The 14936-nt window shown below is 73.4% G+C and carries 17 protein-coding genes; 4 read left to right on the forward strand and 13 right to left on the reverse strand.

Features of this window, described 5'->3' with window-relative positions; all coding sequences use genetic code 11:
• Nucleotides 1–62 precede the first annotated feature (62 nt).
• Nucleotides 63–947: an ABC transporter substrate-binding protein gene (locus ABZS80_RS19700; RefSeq protein WP_355057725.1), complete on the forward strand. Its 885-nt coding sequence runs from the start codon at nucleotides 63–65 to the stop codon at nucleotides 945–947.
• A 96-nt stretch (nucleotides 948–1043) separates the two neighbouring features.
• On the opposite strand, the gene tatC is transcribed toward ABZS80_RS19700, so the two are convergent.
• The 5 genes from tatC to ABZS80_RS19725 all read right to left on the reverse strand — a co-directional run bounded on the left by tatC (nucleotide 1044) and on the right by ABZS80_RS19725 (nucleotide 4798).
• Nucleotides 1044–1997, reverse strand: a complete 954-nt coding sequence (tatC, locus tag ABZS80_RS19705; protein ID WP_355057727.1) for a twin-arginine translocase subunit TatC — start codon at nucleotides 1995–1997, stop codon at nucleotides 1044–1046.
• 20 nt (nucleotides 1998–2017) lie between these two features.
• Nucleotides 2018–2320: a Sec-independent protein translocase subunit TatA gene (gene tatA / locus ABZS80_RS19710; RefSeq protein WP_355057729.1), complete on the reverse strand. Its 303-nt coding sequence runs from the start codon at nucleotides 2318–2320 to the stop codon at nucleotides 2018–2020.
• A 216-nt stretch (nucleotides 2321–2536) separates the two neighbouring features.
• On the reverse strand, nucleotides 2537–2785 hold the full coding sequence (locus ABZS80_RS19715; protein ID WP_355057731.1) for a hypothetical protein: 249 nt from the start codon (nucleotides 2783–2785) through the stop codon (nucleotides 2537–2539).
• A 10-nt stretch (nucleotides 2786–2795) separates the two neighbouring features.
• Complete coding sequence (locus ABZS80_RS19720) at nucleotides 2796–3803, reverse strand: YafY family protein (protein WP_355057732.1); 1008 nt, start codon at nucleotides 3801–3803, stop codon at nucleotides 2796–2798.
• On the reverse strand, nucleotides 3800–4798 hold the full coding sequence (locus ABZS80_RS19725; protein ID WP_355057734.1) for a WYL domain-containing protein: 999 nt from the start codon (nucleotides 4796–4798) through the stop codon (nucleotides 3800–3802). The genes ABZS80_RS19720 and ABZS80_RS19725 overlap by 4 nt, the downstream gene beginning before the upstream one ends.
• A 149-nt stretch (nucleotides 4799–4947) precedes the next feature.
• On the opposite strand from ABZS80_RS19725, the gene ABZS80_RS19730 reads away from it, so the two are divergent.
• Both ABZS80_RS19730 and ABZS80_RS19735 read left to right on the forward strand, forming a co-directional pair.
• Complete coding sequence (locus ABZS80_RS19730) at nucleotides 4948–5955, forward strand: cation diffusion facilitator family transporter (protein WP_355057736.1); 1008 nt, start codon at nucleotides 4948–4950, stop codon at nucleotides 5953–5955.
• Between the two features lie 59 nt (nucleotides 5956–6014).
• Complete coding sequence (locus ABZS80_RS19735; RefSeq protein WP_355057738.1) at nucleotides 6015–7100, forward strand: DUF3866 family protein; 1086 nt, start codon at nucleotides 6015–6017, stop codon at nucleotides 7098–7100.
• Nucleotides 7101–7105: 5 nt separating this feature from the next.
• Here the strand turns inward: ABZS80_RS19735 and ABZS80_RS19740 are convergent, their stop codons facing one another.
• The 3 genes from ABZS80_RS19740 to pafA all read right to left on the reverse strand — a co-directional run bounded on the left by ABZS80_RS19740 (nucleotide 7106) and on the right by pafA (nucleotide 9414).
• The gene (locus ABZS80_RS19740) at nucleotides 7106–7654 is read right to left on the reverse strand and encodes a carboxymuconolactone decarboxylase family protein (RefSeq protein WP_355057987.1); all 549 of its coding nucleotides are present in this window, start codon (nucleotides 7652–7654) and stop codon (nucleotides 7106–7108) included.
• A gap of 115 nt (nucleotides 7655–7769) precedes the next feature.
• A complete protein-coding gene (locus tag ABZS80_RS19745; protein WP_355057740.1) occupies nucleotides 7770–7991 on the reverse strand; it encodes a hypothetical protein in 222 nt (73 codons plus the stop codon).
• Between the two features lie 64 nt (nucleotides 7992–8055).
• On the reverse strand, nucleotides 8056–9414 hold the full coding sequence (gene pafA, locus ABZS80_RS19750) for a Pup--protein ligase (protein ID WP_151462864.1): 1359 nt from the start codon (nucleotides 9412–9414) through the stop codon (nucleotides 8056–8058).
• Nucleotides 9415–9532: 118 nt separating this feature from the next.
• Between pafA and rfbB the strand changes: the two genes are divergently transcribed.
• Complete coding sequence (rfbB, locus tag ABZS80_RS19755; protein WP_355057743.1) at nucleotides 9533–10510, forward strand: dTDP-glucose 4,6-dehydratase; 978 nt, start codon at nucleotides 9533–9535, stop codon at nucleotides 10508–10510.
• Nucleotides 10511–10546: 36 nt separating this feature from the next.
• On the opposite strand, the gene prcA is transcribed toward rfbB, so the two are convergent.
• The 5 genes from prcA to dop all read right to left on the reverse strand — a co-directional run bounded on the left by prcA (nucleotide 10547) and on the right by dop (nucleotide 14744).
• Entirely contained in the window at nucleotides 10547–11383 is an 837-nt protein-coding gene (gene prcA, locus ABZS80_RS19760; protein ID WP_355057745.1) for a proteasome subunit alpha, read from the reverse strand.
• Nucleotides 11384–11446: 63 nt separating this feature from the next.
• Nucleotides 11447–12286 (reverse strand): proteasome subunit beta, encoded by an 840-nt coding sequence (gene prcB, locus ABZS80_RS19765; RefSeq protein WP_192579831.1) that lies wholly within the window; start codon nucleotides 12284–12286, stop codon nucleotides 11447–11449.
• Nucleotides 12205–12876 (reverse strand): endonuclease VII domain-containing protein, encoded by a 672-nt coding sequence (locus ABZS80_RS19770; RefSeq protein ID WP_355057747.1) that lies wholly within the window; start codon nucleotides 12874–12876, stop codon nucleotides 12205–12207. Before ABZS80_RS19770 ends, prcB begins: the two co-directional genes overlap by 82 nt.
• A gap of 37 nt (nucleotides 12877–12913) precedes the next feature.
• The gene (locus tag ABZS80_RS19775; protein WP_073836803.1) at nucleotides 12914–13120 is read right to left on the reverse strand and encodes a ubiquitin-like protein Pup; all 207 of its coding nucleotides are present in this window, start codon (nucleotides 13118–13120) and stop codon (nucleotides 12914–12916) included.
• A gap of 106 nt (nucleotides 13121–13226) precedes the next feature.
• A complete protein-coding gene (dop, locus tag ABZS80_RS19780; protein ID WP_355057750.1) occupies nucleotides 13227–14744 on the reverse strand; it encodes a depupylase/deamidase Dop in 1518 nt (505 codons plus the stop codon).
• Nucleotides 14745–14936 lie beyond the last annotated feature (192 nt).

Raw genomic sequence — 14936 nt, forward strand, 5'->3', positions numbered from 1 at the left:
TCGCCGGGCCCCGCCACGGACCCGGGGATCGGGGGAACTGCGCGGGCCGGCAGGATGGCGGGATGCGCCTGGTCTCCCTGCTCCCCTCGGCCACCGAGATCGTCTACGCGCTGGGGCTCGGCGACGACCTGGTCGGGGTCACCTTCGAGTGCGTGGTGCCGCCCGCGTACCGGGCCGGCACCACGGTCGTGGTCGGCGGTCGGGACACCCGGGGCATGAGCCCCGGCGAGATCGACGCCTACGTCAAGGGCCAACTCGCCGCCGGCGCCGACCTCTACACCCTGGCCGCCGGGGCGCTGGCCGGCCTGGACCCGGACCTGATCCTCACCCAGGACCTGTGCCGGGTCTGCGCGCTGCCGTCGGGCCGGGTGGCGGACGCCGTCACGCACCTCGGCTGCCGGGCGGAGGTGCTGTCGCTCGACCCGTACACCCTCGGGGAGGTGCTGGGCACGATCCTGGCCGTGGGCGCGGCGGCCCGGGTGCCGGACCGCGCGGAGGCCCTGGTGGACGGCCTGCGGGCGCGGCTCGCGGCGGTCCGCGCGGCGGTCGCCGGCCGGCCCCGGCGGCGGGTCGCGGTGGTGGAGTGGGTGGACCCGCCGTTCGGCGCCGGGCACTGGATCCCCGACCTGGTGGAGGCCGCCGGCGGCGAGCCCGTGGCGACCCACCCCGGGGCCCGGTCCACGCCGACCACCTGGGCGGCGCTGCGGGCCGCCCGGCCCGAGGTGGTGCTGGTCGCGCCGTGCGGCTTCGACCTGGACGGGGCCGCCGCGCAGGCCGCCGGGGTGGCCGCGCACTTCCCCGGCGCGGAGGTGTGGGCGCTGGACGCGGACGGGCTGGTCGTGGGGGCCGGCCCGCGCCTGGTCGACGGCGCCGAGGCGATCGCGGCGGTCCTGCACCCGGACGCCGTCCCCGCCCCGCCGGAGGGCGCGGCCCGCCGGGTGGCCTGAACCGCCGATGCCGCGGCGGGCCGGGGCGACCCGACACGCGCGAACGCCGCCCCCGTAGCGGGGACGGCGTTCGCGTCGGTGCTCGGGTGGAACCCGTCAGGTCATGTCGTCGTAGCGGCGCTCGATCGGCGCCGGGGCGGCGACCGGCTCGGGCGCCCCCACCGGGGCGGGTGCCTCGACCCCGCCGGCGGCACCGACCGGCTCGACGGACAGGTCCAGCGGCGAGACCTCGTCGTCCGCGACGTCGGAGTAGACCTCCCGGCCGCGCCCCCGCCGCTTGTCGTTGATGAACGCCACCCCGACCGCGACGAAGTAGAGCAGGGACAGCGCGGTGGCCAGCAACGTCATGCCGAACGGACCCGGGTCGGGCGTGGCGATGGCGGCGAAAGCGAAGGACACGAAGATCACCACGCGCCACCAGCTCAACAGACGGCGGGCGCTGGCCACGCCCGTGAAGTTGAGCATGAGCAGGATCAGCGGGAACTCGAACGCCACCCCGAACAGCAGGATCATGTTCGTGATGAACCCGATGTACGCGCTGACCTCGAACTGGTTGGACAGCCCGCCGACCCCGGATTCCATCAGGAAGCTGAGGCCCTTGTCGACCACGAAGTAGGCCAGCACCGCGCCGGCGGCGAACAGCGGCGCGGCGATCGCCACGAAGACGTAGGCCCACTTGCGCTCGTGACGGTGCAGACCCGGGGCGATGAACGCCCAGAGCTGGTAGAGCCAGACCGGCCCACCGATGATCAGGCCGAGCCAGAGCGCGAGTTTCAGCTTCAGCACGAACCCGGTCGTCGGTGCCAATGCCAGCAGATCCTGGCACTGGCCCAGCGCGTTCGTCGTGTCGGGCAGCCGGCAGTACGGCCGCTTCAGCAGCAGGAAGACCGGATCTGCGAGCCAGAAACCGACGATCAGGCCGCCGACGACGGCCAGCGACGCGCGGAACAGCCGGTTGCGCAGCTCACGGACGTGCTCGATGAGCGTCATCGAGCCGTCGGCGGCCCGCTCGAACGTGCTCGGGCCGCGCTTCTTCAACCCGAAGGCCACGGTGGTGGGGCCCTCTCGGATCAGTTCTCGCGGACGCGCTGCACCGGGTCGACCGGCGGGGCGACCGGCTGCTGCGGCTGCGGGGCGAACTGCTGCTGCGGCTGGGCGACCTGCTGCTGCGGCGGGAGCGGCTGGTAGCCGGTCTGCGCGTCGGCCTTCTCGGCCAGGTCACGGTCGTCGTCGTGCAGGCTCTTCGTCTCGGCCTTGATGATCCGCAGCGAACGGCCCAGCGAGCGGGCCGCGTCGGGGAGCCGCTTCGCGCCGAAGAGCAGGATCAGCACGACCACGAGTACGGCGATGTGCCACGGCTTGAGGGCACCCATGGGAAGCTCCAGTCGCTCTGTGTCGGTGAGGGGGTGGTCGCAGCCCATCGTACGTGCCTCGAAGACGCTTGCCACCCTGCCGGCCTGCCGGTGCGGGCCTGGCCGGTGAAGTCTCGGACAACCCGGAGTGTCCCGTCAACCACCAGCGGCCGCGCGATCGTGCGCGCAACCGCCGCGGACCGCGCAGCTAGTGCGCGCCGGACCGACCGCCGTCGATCACTTCCCGCGCCTGGCCTTGATCAACGTCATGCGCTCCTGCGCGACGCCCACCCGCTCCTGGAGCGCCTCGGCCCGCGCCTGGAGTTCCTCGGCGGCGGACCGCAGCGACTCCGCCTCGGCCTGGCGCCGCTGCAGGGCCAACGCCGTGCGGCGCAACCGGGGCAGCCGCGCCAGCACCGGCCGGACCGCCAGGGCCAGCACGATCAGCGCGAACAGCACGACCCCGAGCACGATCCACGTCACCACGGCGGTCAGCCTACTGGGTGGCGCCGGCCACCGCCGGGTCGGCGCGGCCGACCGGGGTGGCGTACGCGTCGAGGGCGGCGGCCGCCTGGGCCCGCACCTGCTCGGCCAGCTCGGCCGGCGCGACCACCGTCACGTCGGGCCCGAGCCCGAGCACGAACCGGCGGGCCCAGCCCAGGTCGGTGACCCGCAGCGACACCAGCCACTGCTCGCCGTCGGCCTCGACCCGCTCGCACGGGTAGTACTCGGTGATCCACCGCTCGCCCCGGCCGATCCGCAGGGTGATCAGCGGCAGGTCCGGTGAGGGGCGGAACACCCCGTCGCTGAGGTCGTGCGGGCGGGCCTGCGGCGGGACCACGGCCTGCTCGGCCAGTTCGGTGACCGCGTCGATCCGGTCGGCCCGGAACAGCCGGACCGCCTCGGCCCGGCGGCACCACGCCTCCACGTACGCCCGGCCGCCGACCATCAGCATCCGCAGCGGGTCGATGGTGCGCTCGGTGGTCTCGTCCCGCGCGGCGGTGTAGTAGGTGATCCGCAGCGCGCGGCCGCGTTCCACGGCGGCGCGCAGCTCGCGGACCCGGGCCGTGTCGCCGGGCAGTCGCACCTCGACCGGGGCCCCGGCCAGGTCACCGGCCGCGCTCTCGATCTTGGCGAGGGCCCGCTCGACCGCCTCCCGGTTGGCCACGCCGGGCGTCTCGGCGAGCATCCGCAGCGCCACCACCAGGGCCAGGGCCTCGTCCGGGGTGAGCCGCAGCGGGCGGTCGATGCCCGCGTCGTAGGTGATGGTCACCCGGTCACCGTCGAACGCCATGTCGATCAGGTCACCGGGGCCGTAACCGGGCAGGCCGCACACCCAGAGCAGCTCCAGGTCCTCGCGGAGCTGCTTCTCGGTCACCCCCAGGTCGTGCGCCGCCTCGGCGATCTCGATGCCGGGGCGGGCCAGCAGGTAGGGCACCAGGTTGAGCAGCCGGGCCAGCCGGTCGGCCGAGGCGCGGCCGCCGCGGGCCGCCGGGCGGGTCACCGGGCACCCCCGGTGACGGCCAGGTCGTCGTGTCGGGCCGCGATCTCCTTCAGCCGCTGGATGACCGCCTCGCGGACCTCCGGCGGCTCCAGCACCCGCACGTCCGGGCCGTAGCCCACGATGTGCCCGGCCAGGTAGTCGGCGTCGGCGTACGGCAGGACGAGGCGGTCACCGTCCGGCCCGGCGTGGCTCTCCACCGCCCAGCGGCGCAGCCCCGCGGCGCGGCCGGCGGCGACCAGCACGGTGGCCCGGCCGGTCCGCTCCACGGGCCCGGACCAGCGGGCCACGTGACTGATCAGGTCCACCCCGGCGGGCGGCTCGTACGCCTCGGGCAGCCCGGTCACCCGGACCGCGCCCACCACCCGCGAGAGCCGGAAGCAGCGGGTCGCCGCCCGGTCCAGGTCGTGGCCGACCACGTACCAGCGGCCGCGCCAGCAGACGACGCCCCACGGCTGGACCCGGCGGCGGGTCGGTGCGTCCCGGTCGGGCACCCGGTAGTCGAAGTTGACCTCGCGCCGGTCGCGCGCGGCGGCGGTCAGCGGCGCGAACGCCGGGTCGACCGTGACCATCGGCTCCAGGCCCAGCGTGGCCTGCGGGTCCACGTCGATGCCGGCGGCGCGCAGCTTCGCCAGCCCCGACGAGGCGGCGGCGGCCAGGCCGGCGTGCTGCCACAGCCGGGCCGCGATGCCCACGGCGGCGGCCTCGTCCGGTTCGAGGGGGATGTCGGGCAGCGCGTACTCGCGGGGCGCGATCCGGTAGCCCGGCTCGGCGTCGAAGACGCTGGCCGTGCCCGTCTCCAGCGGCACCCCGAGTTCCCGCAGCTCGGCCTTGTCCCGCTCGAACTTGCGCTGGAACGCCTCGTGGTCCTTGGCGTCGTCGGGATCGTGCTCGTAGCCGGGCACGGTCGCGGCGATCTGCGCGGCGGTCAGGAACCGTCGCGTGGACAGCAGGCAGATCACCAGGTTGACCAGGCGTTCGGTACGGGTCCGCGACACGTGGGAAACGCTAGCAGCCCGCACGTCCGCAGCGCGCACCCGCGCGGGCGCGGCGCGCGGGAGTCGCACCCCGGAGGCGGTCCGCACCACACCGCCCGGGCCCTCCCGCTCGCCACGCGGCGGGTCGGTGACGGCCATAGGGTGGGCGCATGGCGGAGGCGGAGGTCAAGAGCGAGAGTGTCGGCACCGTCGTGGTGGCCGGCGTGGCGAACCTCGCCATCGCCGTCGCCAAGCTCGTCGCGGGCCTGCTCTCCGGCTCGGCGGCGATGCTCTCCGAGGCCGCCCACTCGGTCGCCGACACCACCACCGAGGTCCTGCTCTACATGGCGCTGCGCCGCGGGGCACGGCCCGCGGACACCCGGCACCCCTTCGGGTACGGCAAGGAGAGTTACGTCTGGGCCTTCCTCGCCGCGCTGTTCACCTTCGTGGTCGGCGCCGGCTTCGCCATCACCCACGGCGTCACCACGATCCTCGTGCACGAGCACACGGGCAACTACCTGACCTCGTACATCGTGCTGGCGATCTCCTTCGCCATCGAGTCGGTCTCGCTGGCCCGGGCTGTCCGGCAGGTCCGCAACGAGTCCCGGCGCTGGCGGGCCACCCCACGCCGCTACCTGCGGCTGACCGCCGACACCACGGTCAAGGCGGTCTTCCTGGAGGACAGCGCCGCCCTCGTCGGCCTGCTGCTCGCCGCGGCCGGCCTCACGCTGTCGCACCTCACCGGCGACGAGATGTTCGACGGCGTCGCCTCGATCCTCATCGGCGTGCTGCTGCTGGTGGTCGCCGGCATCCTGGCCCGCAGCAACATCTCCCTGCTGGTCGGCCGGGCCGTGTCCGACCGGGTGCACCGGCAGATCGAGCACGAGCTGGCCGGGCTCCCCGCGGTGGACCGGGTCGACACCCTGATGACCATGTTCCTCGGTCCGGAGGACATCCTGGTCGCCGCCAAGGTCGACTTCCGCGACGACGCCACCGGCGCCGACATCGAGGCCGCCGCCGACGAGGCCGAACGGCGGCTCACCGACCGGTTCCCGGAGATCGGGTACGTCTTCCTCGACCCGACCCGGTCGAGGCGCGGCAGCGACGGGCACCGGGCCCGGACCACCCAGGACGAGGACGAGCGGGCGGTGGACCAGGAGCCGGGCGGGGTTCCCTGACCGGCGGGCCGGCGACCCGGCCGCACCCCGGGCCCGCGCCGGCCGATACGGTGCCGGGCATGGTGCGATGGCGGTCCGGCACGGTCACGGCGGTACGGCGACGGTGGGCCGGGGCCGCCGAACTCGACGTCGACCTGGCCGACGGTGGCCGGATGCGCGCCCTGGCCTACCCGGCCCTGGTCGGTGACCCGGAGCCCGGCGACCGGGTGCTGCTCAACGCCGGCGCCCTGCTCATGGGCCTCGGCACCGGCGGGTACGCCCTCGTCGTGGCCCTGCCCGACCGGCTCCCCGCCGACCCGCCGCAGGCCGCCGAGAGCCGCGACGCCGGGCACCTGGTCAAGGCCCGCTACACCCCGCTGCAGCCGATCCTGCTCGGCGTCGACGAGGAGGCCTCGCCGCACCACGCGCGGCTGGCCGCCGCCGAGTCCGTCGACGGGATGCCGGTGGTGACCGCCGACCTGCACTCCGCGCTGCCGGCGATCCTGGCCGGCGTCCACGCCGACGCCCCGGACGCCCGGGTGGCCTACCTGCTCACCGACGGCGGGGCGCTGCCGGCCTGGTTCTCCCGCACCCTCGCCGGGCTCGCCGGCCACCTCGCCGGCACGGTCAGCGTGGGCCAGGCGTTCGGCGGCGACCTGGAGGCGAGCACCCTGCACAGCGGCCTGCTCGCCGCGCGGCACGTGCTCGGCGCCGACGTGGCGATCGTCGCCCAGGGCCCCGGCAACCTGGGCACCGGCACCCGCTGGGGCTTCTCCGGAGTGGCCGTCGGCGAGGCCGTCAACGCGGTCGCCACGCTGGGCGGGCGGCCGGTCGGCTCGCTGCGCATCTCCGCGGCCGACCCCCGCCCCCGGCACCGCGGCGTCTCCCACCACAGCCTCACCGCGTACGGCCGGGTCGCCCTGGCCCCCGCGGAGCTGGTCGTGCCGGACGGCCTGGACCCGGCCCTCGCCGCCGAGGTGGACGCGGCGCTGGCCCCGCTCGCGGCGCGGCACCGGGTTGTCACCGTGCCCACCGACGGCCTGGACGCGGCGCTGCGGGCCAGCCCGGTCGGCCTGTCGACGATGGGGCGCGGGCTCGACGGCGACCACGCCTACTTCCTGGCCGCGGCCGCCGCCGGCCGGCACGCGGCCCGCCTGCTCGGCTGAGCCGCTCAGCGCGCCCCGTAGCCGTGGGCGACGATGTGCTCAGCGGCCCGGGTGTAGCCCGCCGGGTCAGCGGGCGCCACCGTGCCCAGGCCGTCGACGTACCGGTTGTACATGCAGAACGCGGCGGCGATCAGCACCGTGTCGTGGATTTCCAGGTCGGTGGCGCCCTCGGCGCGGGCGGCGTCGACCAGCTCGGTGGTGACCTCCCGGCCGCCGCGCTGCACGGCACCGGCGATCCGCAGCAGCGCCCGCAGCTTCCCGTCGACCGGCGCCGCGTCCAGGTCCTGCCGGACCTGCTCCACCAGCGGCATCCCCGCGGGCAGCTGCGCGGCCGCGAACGCCGAGTGCGACGCGCAGCAGAACGCGCAGGCGTTCAGATCCGACACGTACGCGGCGATGAGTTCCCGCTCCCCCGCGCTCAGCGTGGGGTGCGGGGCGTGCAGCAGCGTGTCGGCGAGGTCGAGCAGCGGCTTGGCGGTCTCCGGGCGGTAGCGGGCCAGCCCGTTGATGCCGGGGTGGGCCTGCTCGTCCAGGCCCAGGTCGATGTGTGCGATGACGTCACCCTCCCGTGCCCGCGCCCGCCGAAGCCGGCGGGTCGAATCCGGTCGATGTGACAACCTTCGCGGGCGGCCGGGCCGGGGCGCAACTCCCCCGCTGTGGTTCCGCCGGTCAGCCGGCCAGGAAGATCAAGGCCAGCCAGGCGCCCACGATGAGCACCAGCGCCGCCGCCAGCACCCAGGTCGGCACGGCGAACTCGCCGCGCCGGTTGCGCTCGACCTCGGCGCGGATCTTCTCCCGACGCCGCTCGACCCAGTTCAGCTTCTCGGTGCCGCCGTCGCGGCCGGCGGACGTGTCGCGGCCCGGACGGCCGGCAGGTTCGGAAGTGTTCATCGCGACGCCAGCGTACCCGTGGGCGCGGCGGCCGGCCCCCCGGCACCGGCCGCCCGCCCCCGGGTCACATGCTCGCGATGAGCCGTTCCACCCGCTCGTCGTACGCCCGGAACGGGTCCTTGCACAGCACCGTGCGCTGCGCCTGGTCGTTCAGCTTCAGGTGCACCCAGTCCACGGTGAAGTCCCGCCGCTTCTCCTGCGCGTGCCGGATGAACTCGCCGCGCAGGCGCGCCCGGGTGGTCTGCGGCGGGGTCTCCTTCGCCTCGAAGATCTCCGGGTCGGTGGCCACCCGGTCCACCTCGCCGCGCCGCTCCAGCAGCCCGTACAGGCCCCGGCCGCGCCGCAGGTCGTGGTAGGCCAGGTCCATCTGCGCCACCCGCGGGTGCGACAGCGGCAGGTCGTGCTTGCGCTGGTAGCGCTCGATGAGCCGCAGCTTCGTCACCCAGTCGATCTCCCGGGCCACCGGGTCCAGGTCACCGGTCTCCACCGCCCGCAGCACCCGCCCCCACAGCTCCACCACCCGCTTCGCGGTCTGGTCGCCGCCGCGGCGCTCCACGAACTCGGTCGCCTTCGCCAGGTATTCCTGCTGGATGTCCAGCGCCGAGACCTCCTTGCCGGAGGCCAGCCGCACCTTGCGCCGGCCGGTGATGTCGTGCGACACCTCCCGGATCGCCCGGATCGGGTTCTCCAACGTCAGATCCCGCATCACCACGCCGGCCTCGATCATCCGCAGCACGATGTCGGCCGTGCCGACCTTCAGCAGCGTGGTGACCTCGTTCATGTTCGAGTCGCCGACGATGACGTGCAGCCGCCGGTAGCGCTCGGCGTCGGCGTGCGGCTCGTCGCGGGTGTTGATGATGGGCCGGCTGCGGGTGGTCGCCGAGGAGACGCCCTCCCAGATGTGCTCGGCCCGCTGCGACAGGCAGTAGACCGCGCCCCGCGGCGTCTGGAGCACCTTGCCCGCGCCGCAGATCAACTGGCGGGTGACCAGGAACGGGATCAGCACGTCGGCCAGCCGGCCGAACTCGCCGTGCCGGGACACCAGGTAGTTCTCGTGGCAGCCGTACGAGTTGCCGGCCGAGTCGGTGTTGTTCTTGAACAGGTAGATCTCGCCCGCGATGCCCTCGTCGTGCAGCCGCTTCTCCGCGTCGACGAGCAGCCCCTCCAGGATCCGCTCCCCCGCCCGGTCGTGGGCCACCAGGTCGGTCACCGAGTCGCACTCCGGCGTCGCGTACTCCGGGTGCGAGCCCACGTCCAGGTAGAGGCGGGCTCCGTTGCGCAGGAAGACGTTGCTCGACCGGCCCCACGACACCACCCGCCGGAACAGGTACCGCGCGACCTCGTCGGGGGACAGTCGGCGTTGCCCGCGATAGGTGCAGGTGACGCCGTACTCGGTTTCGAGGCCGAAGATTCGCCGCTCCATGATGTGACATTAGCCGCCCGGGGCCCCAGATGGGCAGCGCTCAACCCAGTGGTCTCATCCGCACCGGGCCGGGGATTCCCCGCGTGCGCACATCCCGCCGCCGGGTACGGTCCCTGCCGTGAGAATCCTCGTCACCGGCGGCGCCGGCTTCATCGGCTCGGCGTACGTCCGGCGGCTGCTCACCGGCGCCGAGCCGGACCTCACGGCCGACGCCGTCACCGTGCTCGACGCCTACACCTACGCCGCCACCGAGGGCGCCCTCGACCCCGTCCGCGCCGACCCGAGGCTGCGGGTCGTCCGCGGCGACATCCGCGACCCCGCCCTGGTCGACGCCACGGTCGCCGGCCACGACGTCGTCGTGCACTTCGCCGCCGAGTCGCACGTGGACCGCTCCATTGCCGCCGCGGCCGACTTCGTGACCACCAACGTGGTCGGCACCCAGACCCTGCTCGACGCGGCCCTGCGCCACGGCGTGCGCCGCTTCGTCCAGGTCTCCACCGACGAGGTGTACGGCTCCATCGCCACCGGCGCCTGGACCGAACAGGCCCCGCTCGACCCCAGCTCGCCGTACTCGGCCAGCAAGGCCGCCGGCGACCTGCTCGCGCTGGCCTACCACCGCACCCACGGCCTCGACGTCGTCGTCACCCGCGGGGCCAACACCTACGGGCCCTACCAGTACCCCGAGAAGATCATCCCGCTGTTCGTCACCAACCTGCTCGACGGGCACGACGTGCCCCTCTACGGCGACGGCGGCAACGTCCGGGACTGGCTGCACGTCGACGACCACTGCCACGGCGTCGCGCTCGCCCAGGCCCGCGGCCGGGCCGGCGGCGTCTACCACCTGGGCGGCGGCGCCGAACTCACCAACCGGGAACTCACCGGCCGGCTGCTCGCCGCCTGCGCCGCCGGCTGGGAGCGGGTCCGGCCCGTCGCCGACCGCAAGGGCCACGACCGCCGGTACGCCCTGGACTGCGCCACCACCCGACGCGAACTCGGCTGGACCCCAATGGTCGACCTCGACCACGGGCTGGCCGCCACCGTCGACTGGTACCGGGCCAACCGCGCCTGGTGGACCCCGCTGAAGCCGCACCGCTGACGGGTGCCGGGCATGGGACCCGGCACCCGGCCGGGGTCACTCCTCGGGCTGCTCCTCCTGCGGCTGACCCTCCAGGTCCGCCGAGCCCGCCGACGTGATCGGCTTCTTCGCCTCCTCGGTCGGCACCGTCGGGGTCTTCGCCCGCCCCGCCGCCGGCGCCGCGTCCGCGCTCGCGTCGCCCTCCAGCAGCGCGGTCAAGGCGGCCCCGGTGATCCGCCGGAACGTCCGCCCCACCCGGCGCCGGTCCAGGACCGCCACCTCCAGCTGGTTCGCCGCGATCGTGCGGGCCGCCCCGCCCTCGCCGCCGACGCTGCTCAGCGCCTTCATCGCGGCGCGGACGGCCTCCGCGAGCGACATCTCGGGCCGGTGCTCGTTCTTCAGCACCCCGGTGATCGCCTCGGCCTGACCGCCCATCGCCATCCGGCCCGGCTCGTCGTTGACCGACCCGTCGTAGGTCAGCCGGTAGAGCGCGTCGTCGTCCGGCGTGGCGCCCACCTCGGCGACGCAGATCTCCACCTCGAACGGCTTCGACTGCTCCGTGAAGATCGCGCCCAGCGTCTGCGCGAACGCGTTCGCCAGGCCCAGCCCGGTCACGTCCCGCCGGTCGTAGCTCAGGCCGTTCAGGTCGGCCATCCGCACCCCGGCCCGGCGCAGGTTCTCGAACTCGTTGTACCGGCCCACAGCGGCGAAGCCGATCCGGTCGTAGATCTCACTGACCTTGTGCAGGGTGCTGGACAGGTTCTCCGCGACGAAGAGCACCCCGCCCTCGTAGCTCAGGACCACCGCGCTGCGGCCCCGGGCGATGCCCTTGCGGGCCAGCTCGGAGCGGTCGCGCATGATCTGCTCGGGCGAGGCGTAGAACTGCATGGCCACGGCGGCGGTTCTCCTTCGGGCGCTGTGCTGCGGACTGCTGACTCAGGTGCGGCGGGAGCGGGGTCAGCCGCCCGGGTTCTCCATGCGGGCGGACACCACGCCCTCCGCGATCGCCGCCGTCTCGGCGTCGGTGAGCCGGTGCGTGCCCTCGGCGGTCGCGGTCATCACCACCGGGTAGATCCGGCGGGTCAGGTCCGGACCACCGGTCGCGGTGTCGTCGTCGGCGGCGTCGTAGAGCGCCTCCACGGCCAGCCGGGTCGCGTCGTCGATCGACAGACCCGCCCGGAACCGCTTCTTCAGCGCGGACTTGGCGAACAGCGAGCCGGAGCCGATCGCGTCGTAGCCGGTCTCCTCGTACGGGCCGCCGGTCACGTCGAAGCTGAAGATCCGCCCGGCGCGGGCGGGGTCGGCGGCGGCCAGGTCGAAGCCGGCGAAGAGCGGGATCACGGCGAGGCCCTGCATGGCGGCGCCCAGGTTGCCCCGGATCATCGAGGCCAGCCGGTTGGCCTTGCCGTCGAGCGAGAGCATGGCGCCCTCGATCTTCTCGTAGTGCTCCAGCTCCACCTGGAACAGTCGCATCAGCTCGATGCCGATGCCCGCGGTGCCCGCGATGCCGACCAGCGAGTACGCGTCGGCGGGGTGGACCTTCTCGATGTCCCGCTGGGCGATCAGGTTGCCCATCGTGGCGCGCCGGTCGCCGGCCATCACCACGCCACCGCTGGCCGAGATGGCCACGATGGTCGTCGCGTGCGGCGCCATGTCGGCGGCCATGCCGGGCGGCAGCGGCCGACGGCCGGGCAGCATCTCGGGAGCCACCTTGCTCAGGAACGCGGTGAACGAGGACGTCCCCGCGTTGGTGAACACATCTGGAAGACGCCCGGATGGATCAAAACCCGCTGCCACGTGGTTCCTCTCAGGTACGTGATCGCCCTGGCCAGACTCTCGGGGCTGTCCTTGAACTGGCCAAGACCACCTTTGCAGTTGAAGCAGAGTATCCCGCGCACCCACCCGGTGCGATGATCGTGGTCCAGGTGTTCCGGGTCGGGTGACCCGCAGATCGCGCACACACCACCCTGCTCGGCGAGAAGCTCGTCGAACTCCTTCTGACCGACCCCGTACCGCCGCCGCAGGTGGTACTCACGATTGCCGCCGTAGAGCCGCTGCTTTGTCTCACGAGTGCGGGTGTTGTGGCACGGCTTGCAGTAGGTGGCATAGCCCGTGCTGTCGGAGCGGTTGCGCGGGAAGTCGGCCACGGGCTTGACGGTTCCACAGTCGGCGCAGAAGCGGTGGCCATCCGGCACTTCCCTCGCCGGCTTCACCTCACGGTCGTATTGCTCCTTCACCCGCTTGGCGTAGCTCGCCTTGGAGCGTGCGTTGAAGCAAGGCTTGCAGTAGCTGCCGCGACCGCTGGGACGCTTGCTGCTCGCACAGAACTCATCGAGCGACTTCCAGTCCCCGCAGTCGCGACAAACGGCGTCGGCCGTTCTGATCATCAAGGGGAAGCGGCATGTCCGTTTCAGCCCGATATGTCTACTGACCGCCTTTTTGTACGTATCCGCGGACAAATTCCTCTGCGTTCTCCTCCAGGACGGAGTCGATCTCGTCGAGCAGGTCGTCGACGTCCTCGGTGATCTCGGCGTGCCGCTCGGCAACCTCGGGGTTGGCCTGCGCGGTGACCTCCTCGACCTCCTCGTGCGACTTGCCGGACTGGGTCTGGCCGCCTTCTTGGGTCGCCATGGTGTGCCTCCTCCACGATCGCCTGCGATCAACTTACCTCGCGCCGACGACGAAAGGCCCGCCGCGCGCCGGGTTGCGGCACGGGACGGGCCTTCCGGCATCCGGCTCAGCCGCCGGTCAGCATCTCCAGCAGGTCCTTCGCGGTGTCGCAGCGGTCGAAGAGCTGCCCCACGTGCTTGCGGGTGCCCCGCTCCGGCTCCATCATCGGCACCCGGACCAGCGACTCCCGGCCCACGTCGAAGATGACCGAGTCCCAGCTCGCGGCGACCACCTCGGAGGCGTACTGGGCGAGGCAGCGGCCACGGAAGTAGGCCCGGGTGTCCTCCGGCGGCTCGGTCATCGCCGAGCGGGTCTGCTCGTCGGTGAGCAGCGTCTTCATCGAGCCCCGCTGCACCAGCCGGTGGTAGAGGCCCTTCTCCGGCCGCACGTCCGAGTACTGCAGGTCGACCAGTTGGAGCTTGTGCGAGCCCCAGCCGAGCTTCTCCCGCTCCCGGTAGCCCTCCAGCAGCCGCAGCTTGGCCACCCAGTCGAGCTCGTCGGCGCAGAGGAAGGCGTCGCGGCCGAGCCGATCCAGCACGCTCTCCCAGCGGTCCAGCACGTCGACGGTCTGGGCGTCCGCGTCGGCGCCGTAACGGTCGTCCACGAAGGACCGGACCCGCTCCAGGTAGGCCCACTGCACGTCGAGCGCGGTCAGCCTGCGGCCGTCACGCAGCCGCATGAGGTGGGTGAGCGACGGGTCGTGGCTGACCGCGCGCAGCTCGCTGACCGGGTCGGCGATGCCCAGGTCGGCACCGAGCGCCTTCTCCTCGATCATGGTGAGGATCAGCGCCGTGGTGCCGACCTTCAGGTAGGTGGAGATCTCGGAGAGGTTGGCGTCGCCGATGATGACGTGCAGCCGGCGGTACTTGTCGGCGTCGGCGTGCGGCTCGTCCCGGGTGTTGATGATGGGCCGCTTGAGGGTGGTCTCCAGCCCGACCTCGACCTCGAAGAAGTCCGCCCGCTGGGAGATCTGGAAGCCGCTCTGGCCGCCGTCCTGACCGATGCCGACCCGCCCGGCGCCGCAGACGATCTGCCGGGTGACGAAGAACGGCGTCAGGTACGCCACGATGTCGGCGAACGGCGTCTGCCGCCGCATCAGGTAGTTCTCGTGGGAGCCGTAGCTGGCGCCCTTGTTGTCGGTGTTGTTCTTGTAGAGGTGGATCGGGTGGGTGCCCGGGATGGTGGCGGCCCGCTTGGACGCCTCGGCCATCACCCGCTCCCCGGCCTTGTCCCAGCGCACCACGTCGAGGGGGTTGGTCACCTCGGGCGTGGAGTATTCGGGGTGCGCGTGGTCGACGTAGAGGCGGGCGCCGTTGGTGAGTATGACGTTGGCCAGTCCGAGATCCTCGTCGGCGAGCGCCTCGGCCGGGTCGTAGGCCGCCCCGGAGTAGGTGAAGCCGCGGGCGTCGCGCAGCGGCGACTCCTCCTCGTAGTCCCAGCGGGCCCGGCCGCCCCGGTTGAGTTCCGGCCGCGCCCCGTAGGCGTTGACCACCTGGGAGGAGGTGACCATCGGGTTGGCCCCGGCCTGGCCGGGCACGGAGATGCCGTACTCGACCTCGGTGCCCATGATCCGTCTAACGCTCATCGACCTGCCCGCTCCGCTCGCCCGTCCCGGTCCCCCGTCCACGTCGAGAGTAGTCGCCGCTTCGACGGTAGGTGGCGCGCCGGGCCCCGGCGAGCGCCGTTCCCTGGTATGCGGTGTGGGCGGGGCGGGGGGCGCCCCCCCCCCCCCCCCCCGCGCCCGCCCGGGACAATTTCCCCTAAACCAGAACCCCCC

Origin of the sequence: Micromonospora sp. NPDC005305 (assembly GCF_040607315.1) — a bacterium.
In the GTDB taxonomy this organism is placed as follows: domain Bacteria; phylum Actinomycetota; class Actinomycetes; order Mycobacteriales; family Micromonosporaceae; genus Micromonospora.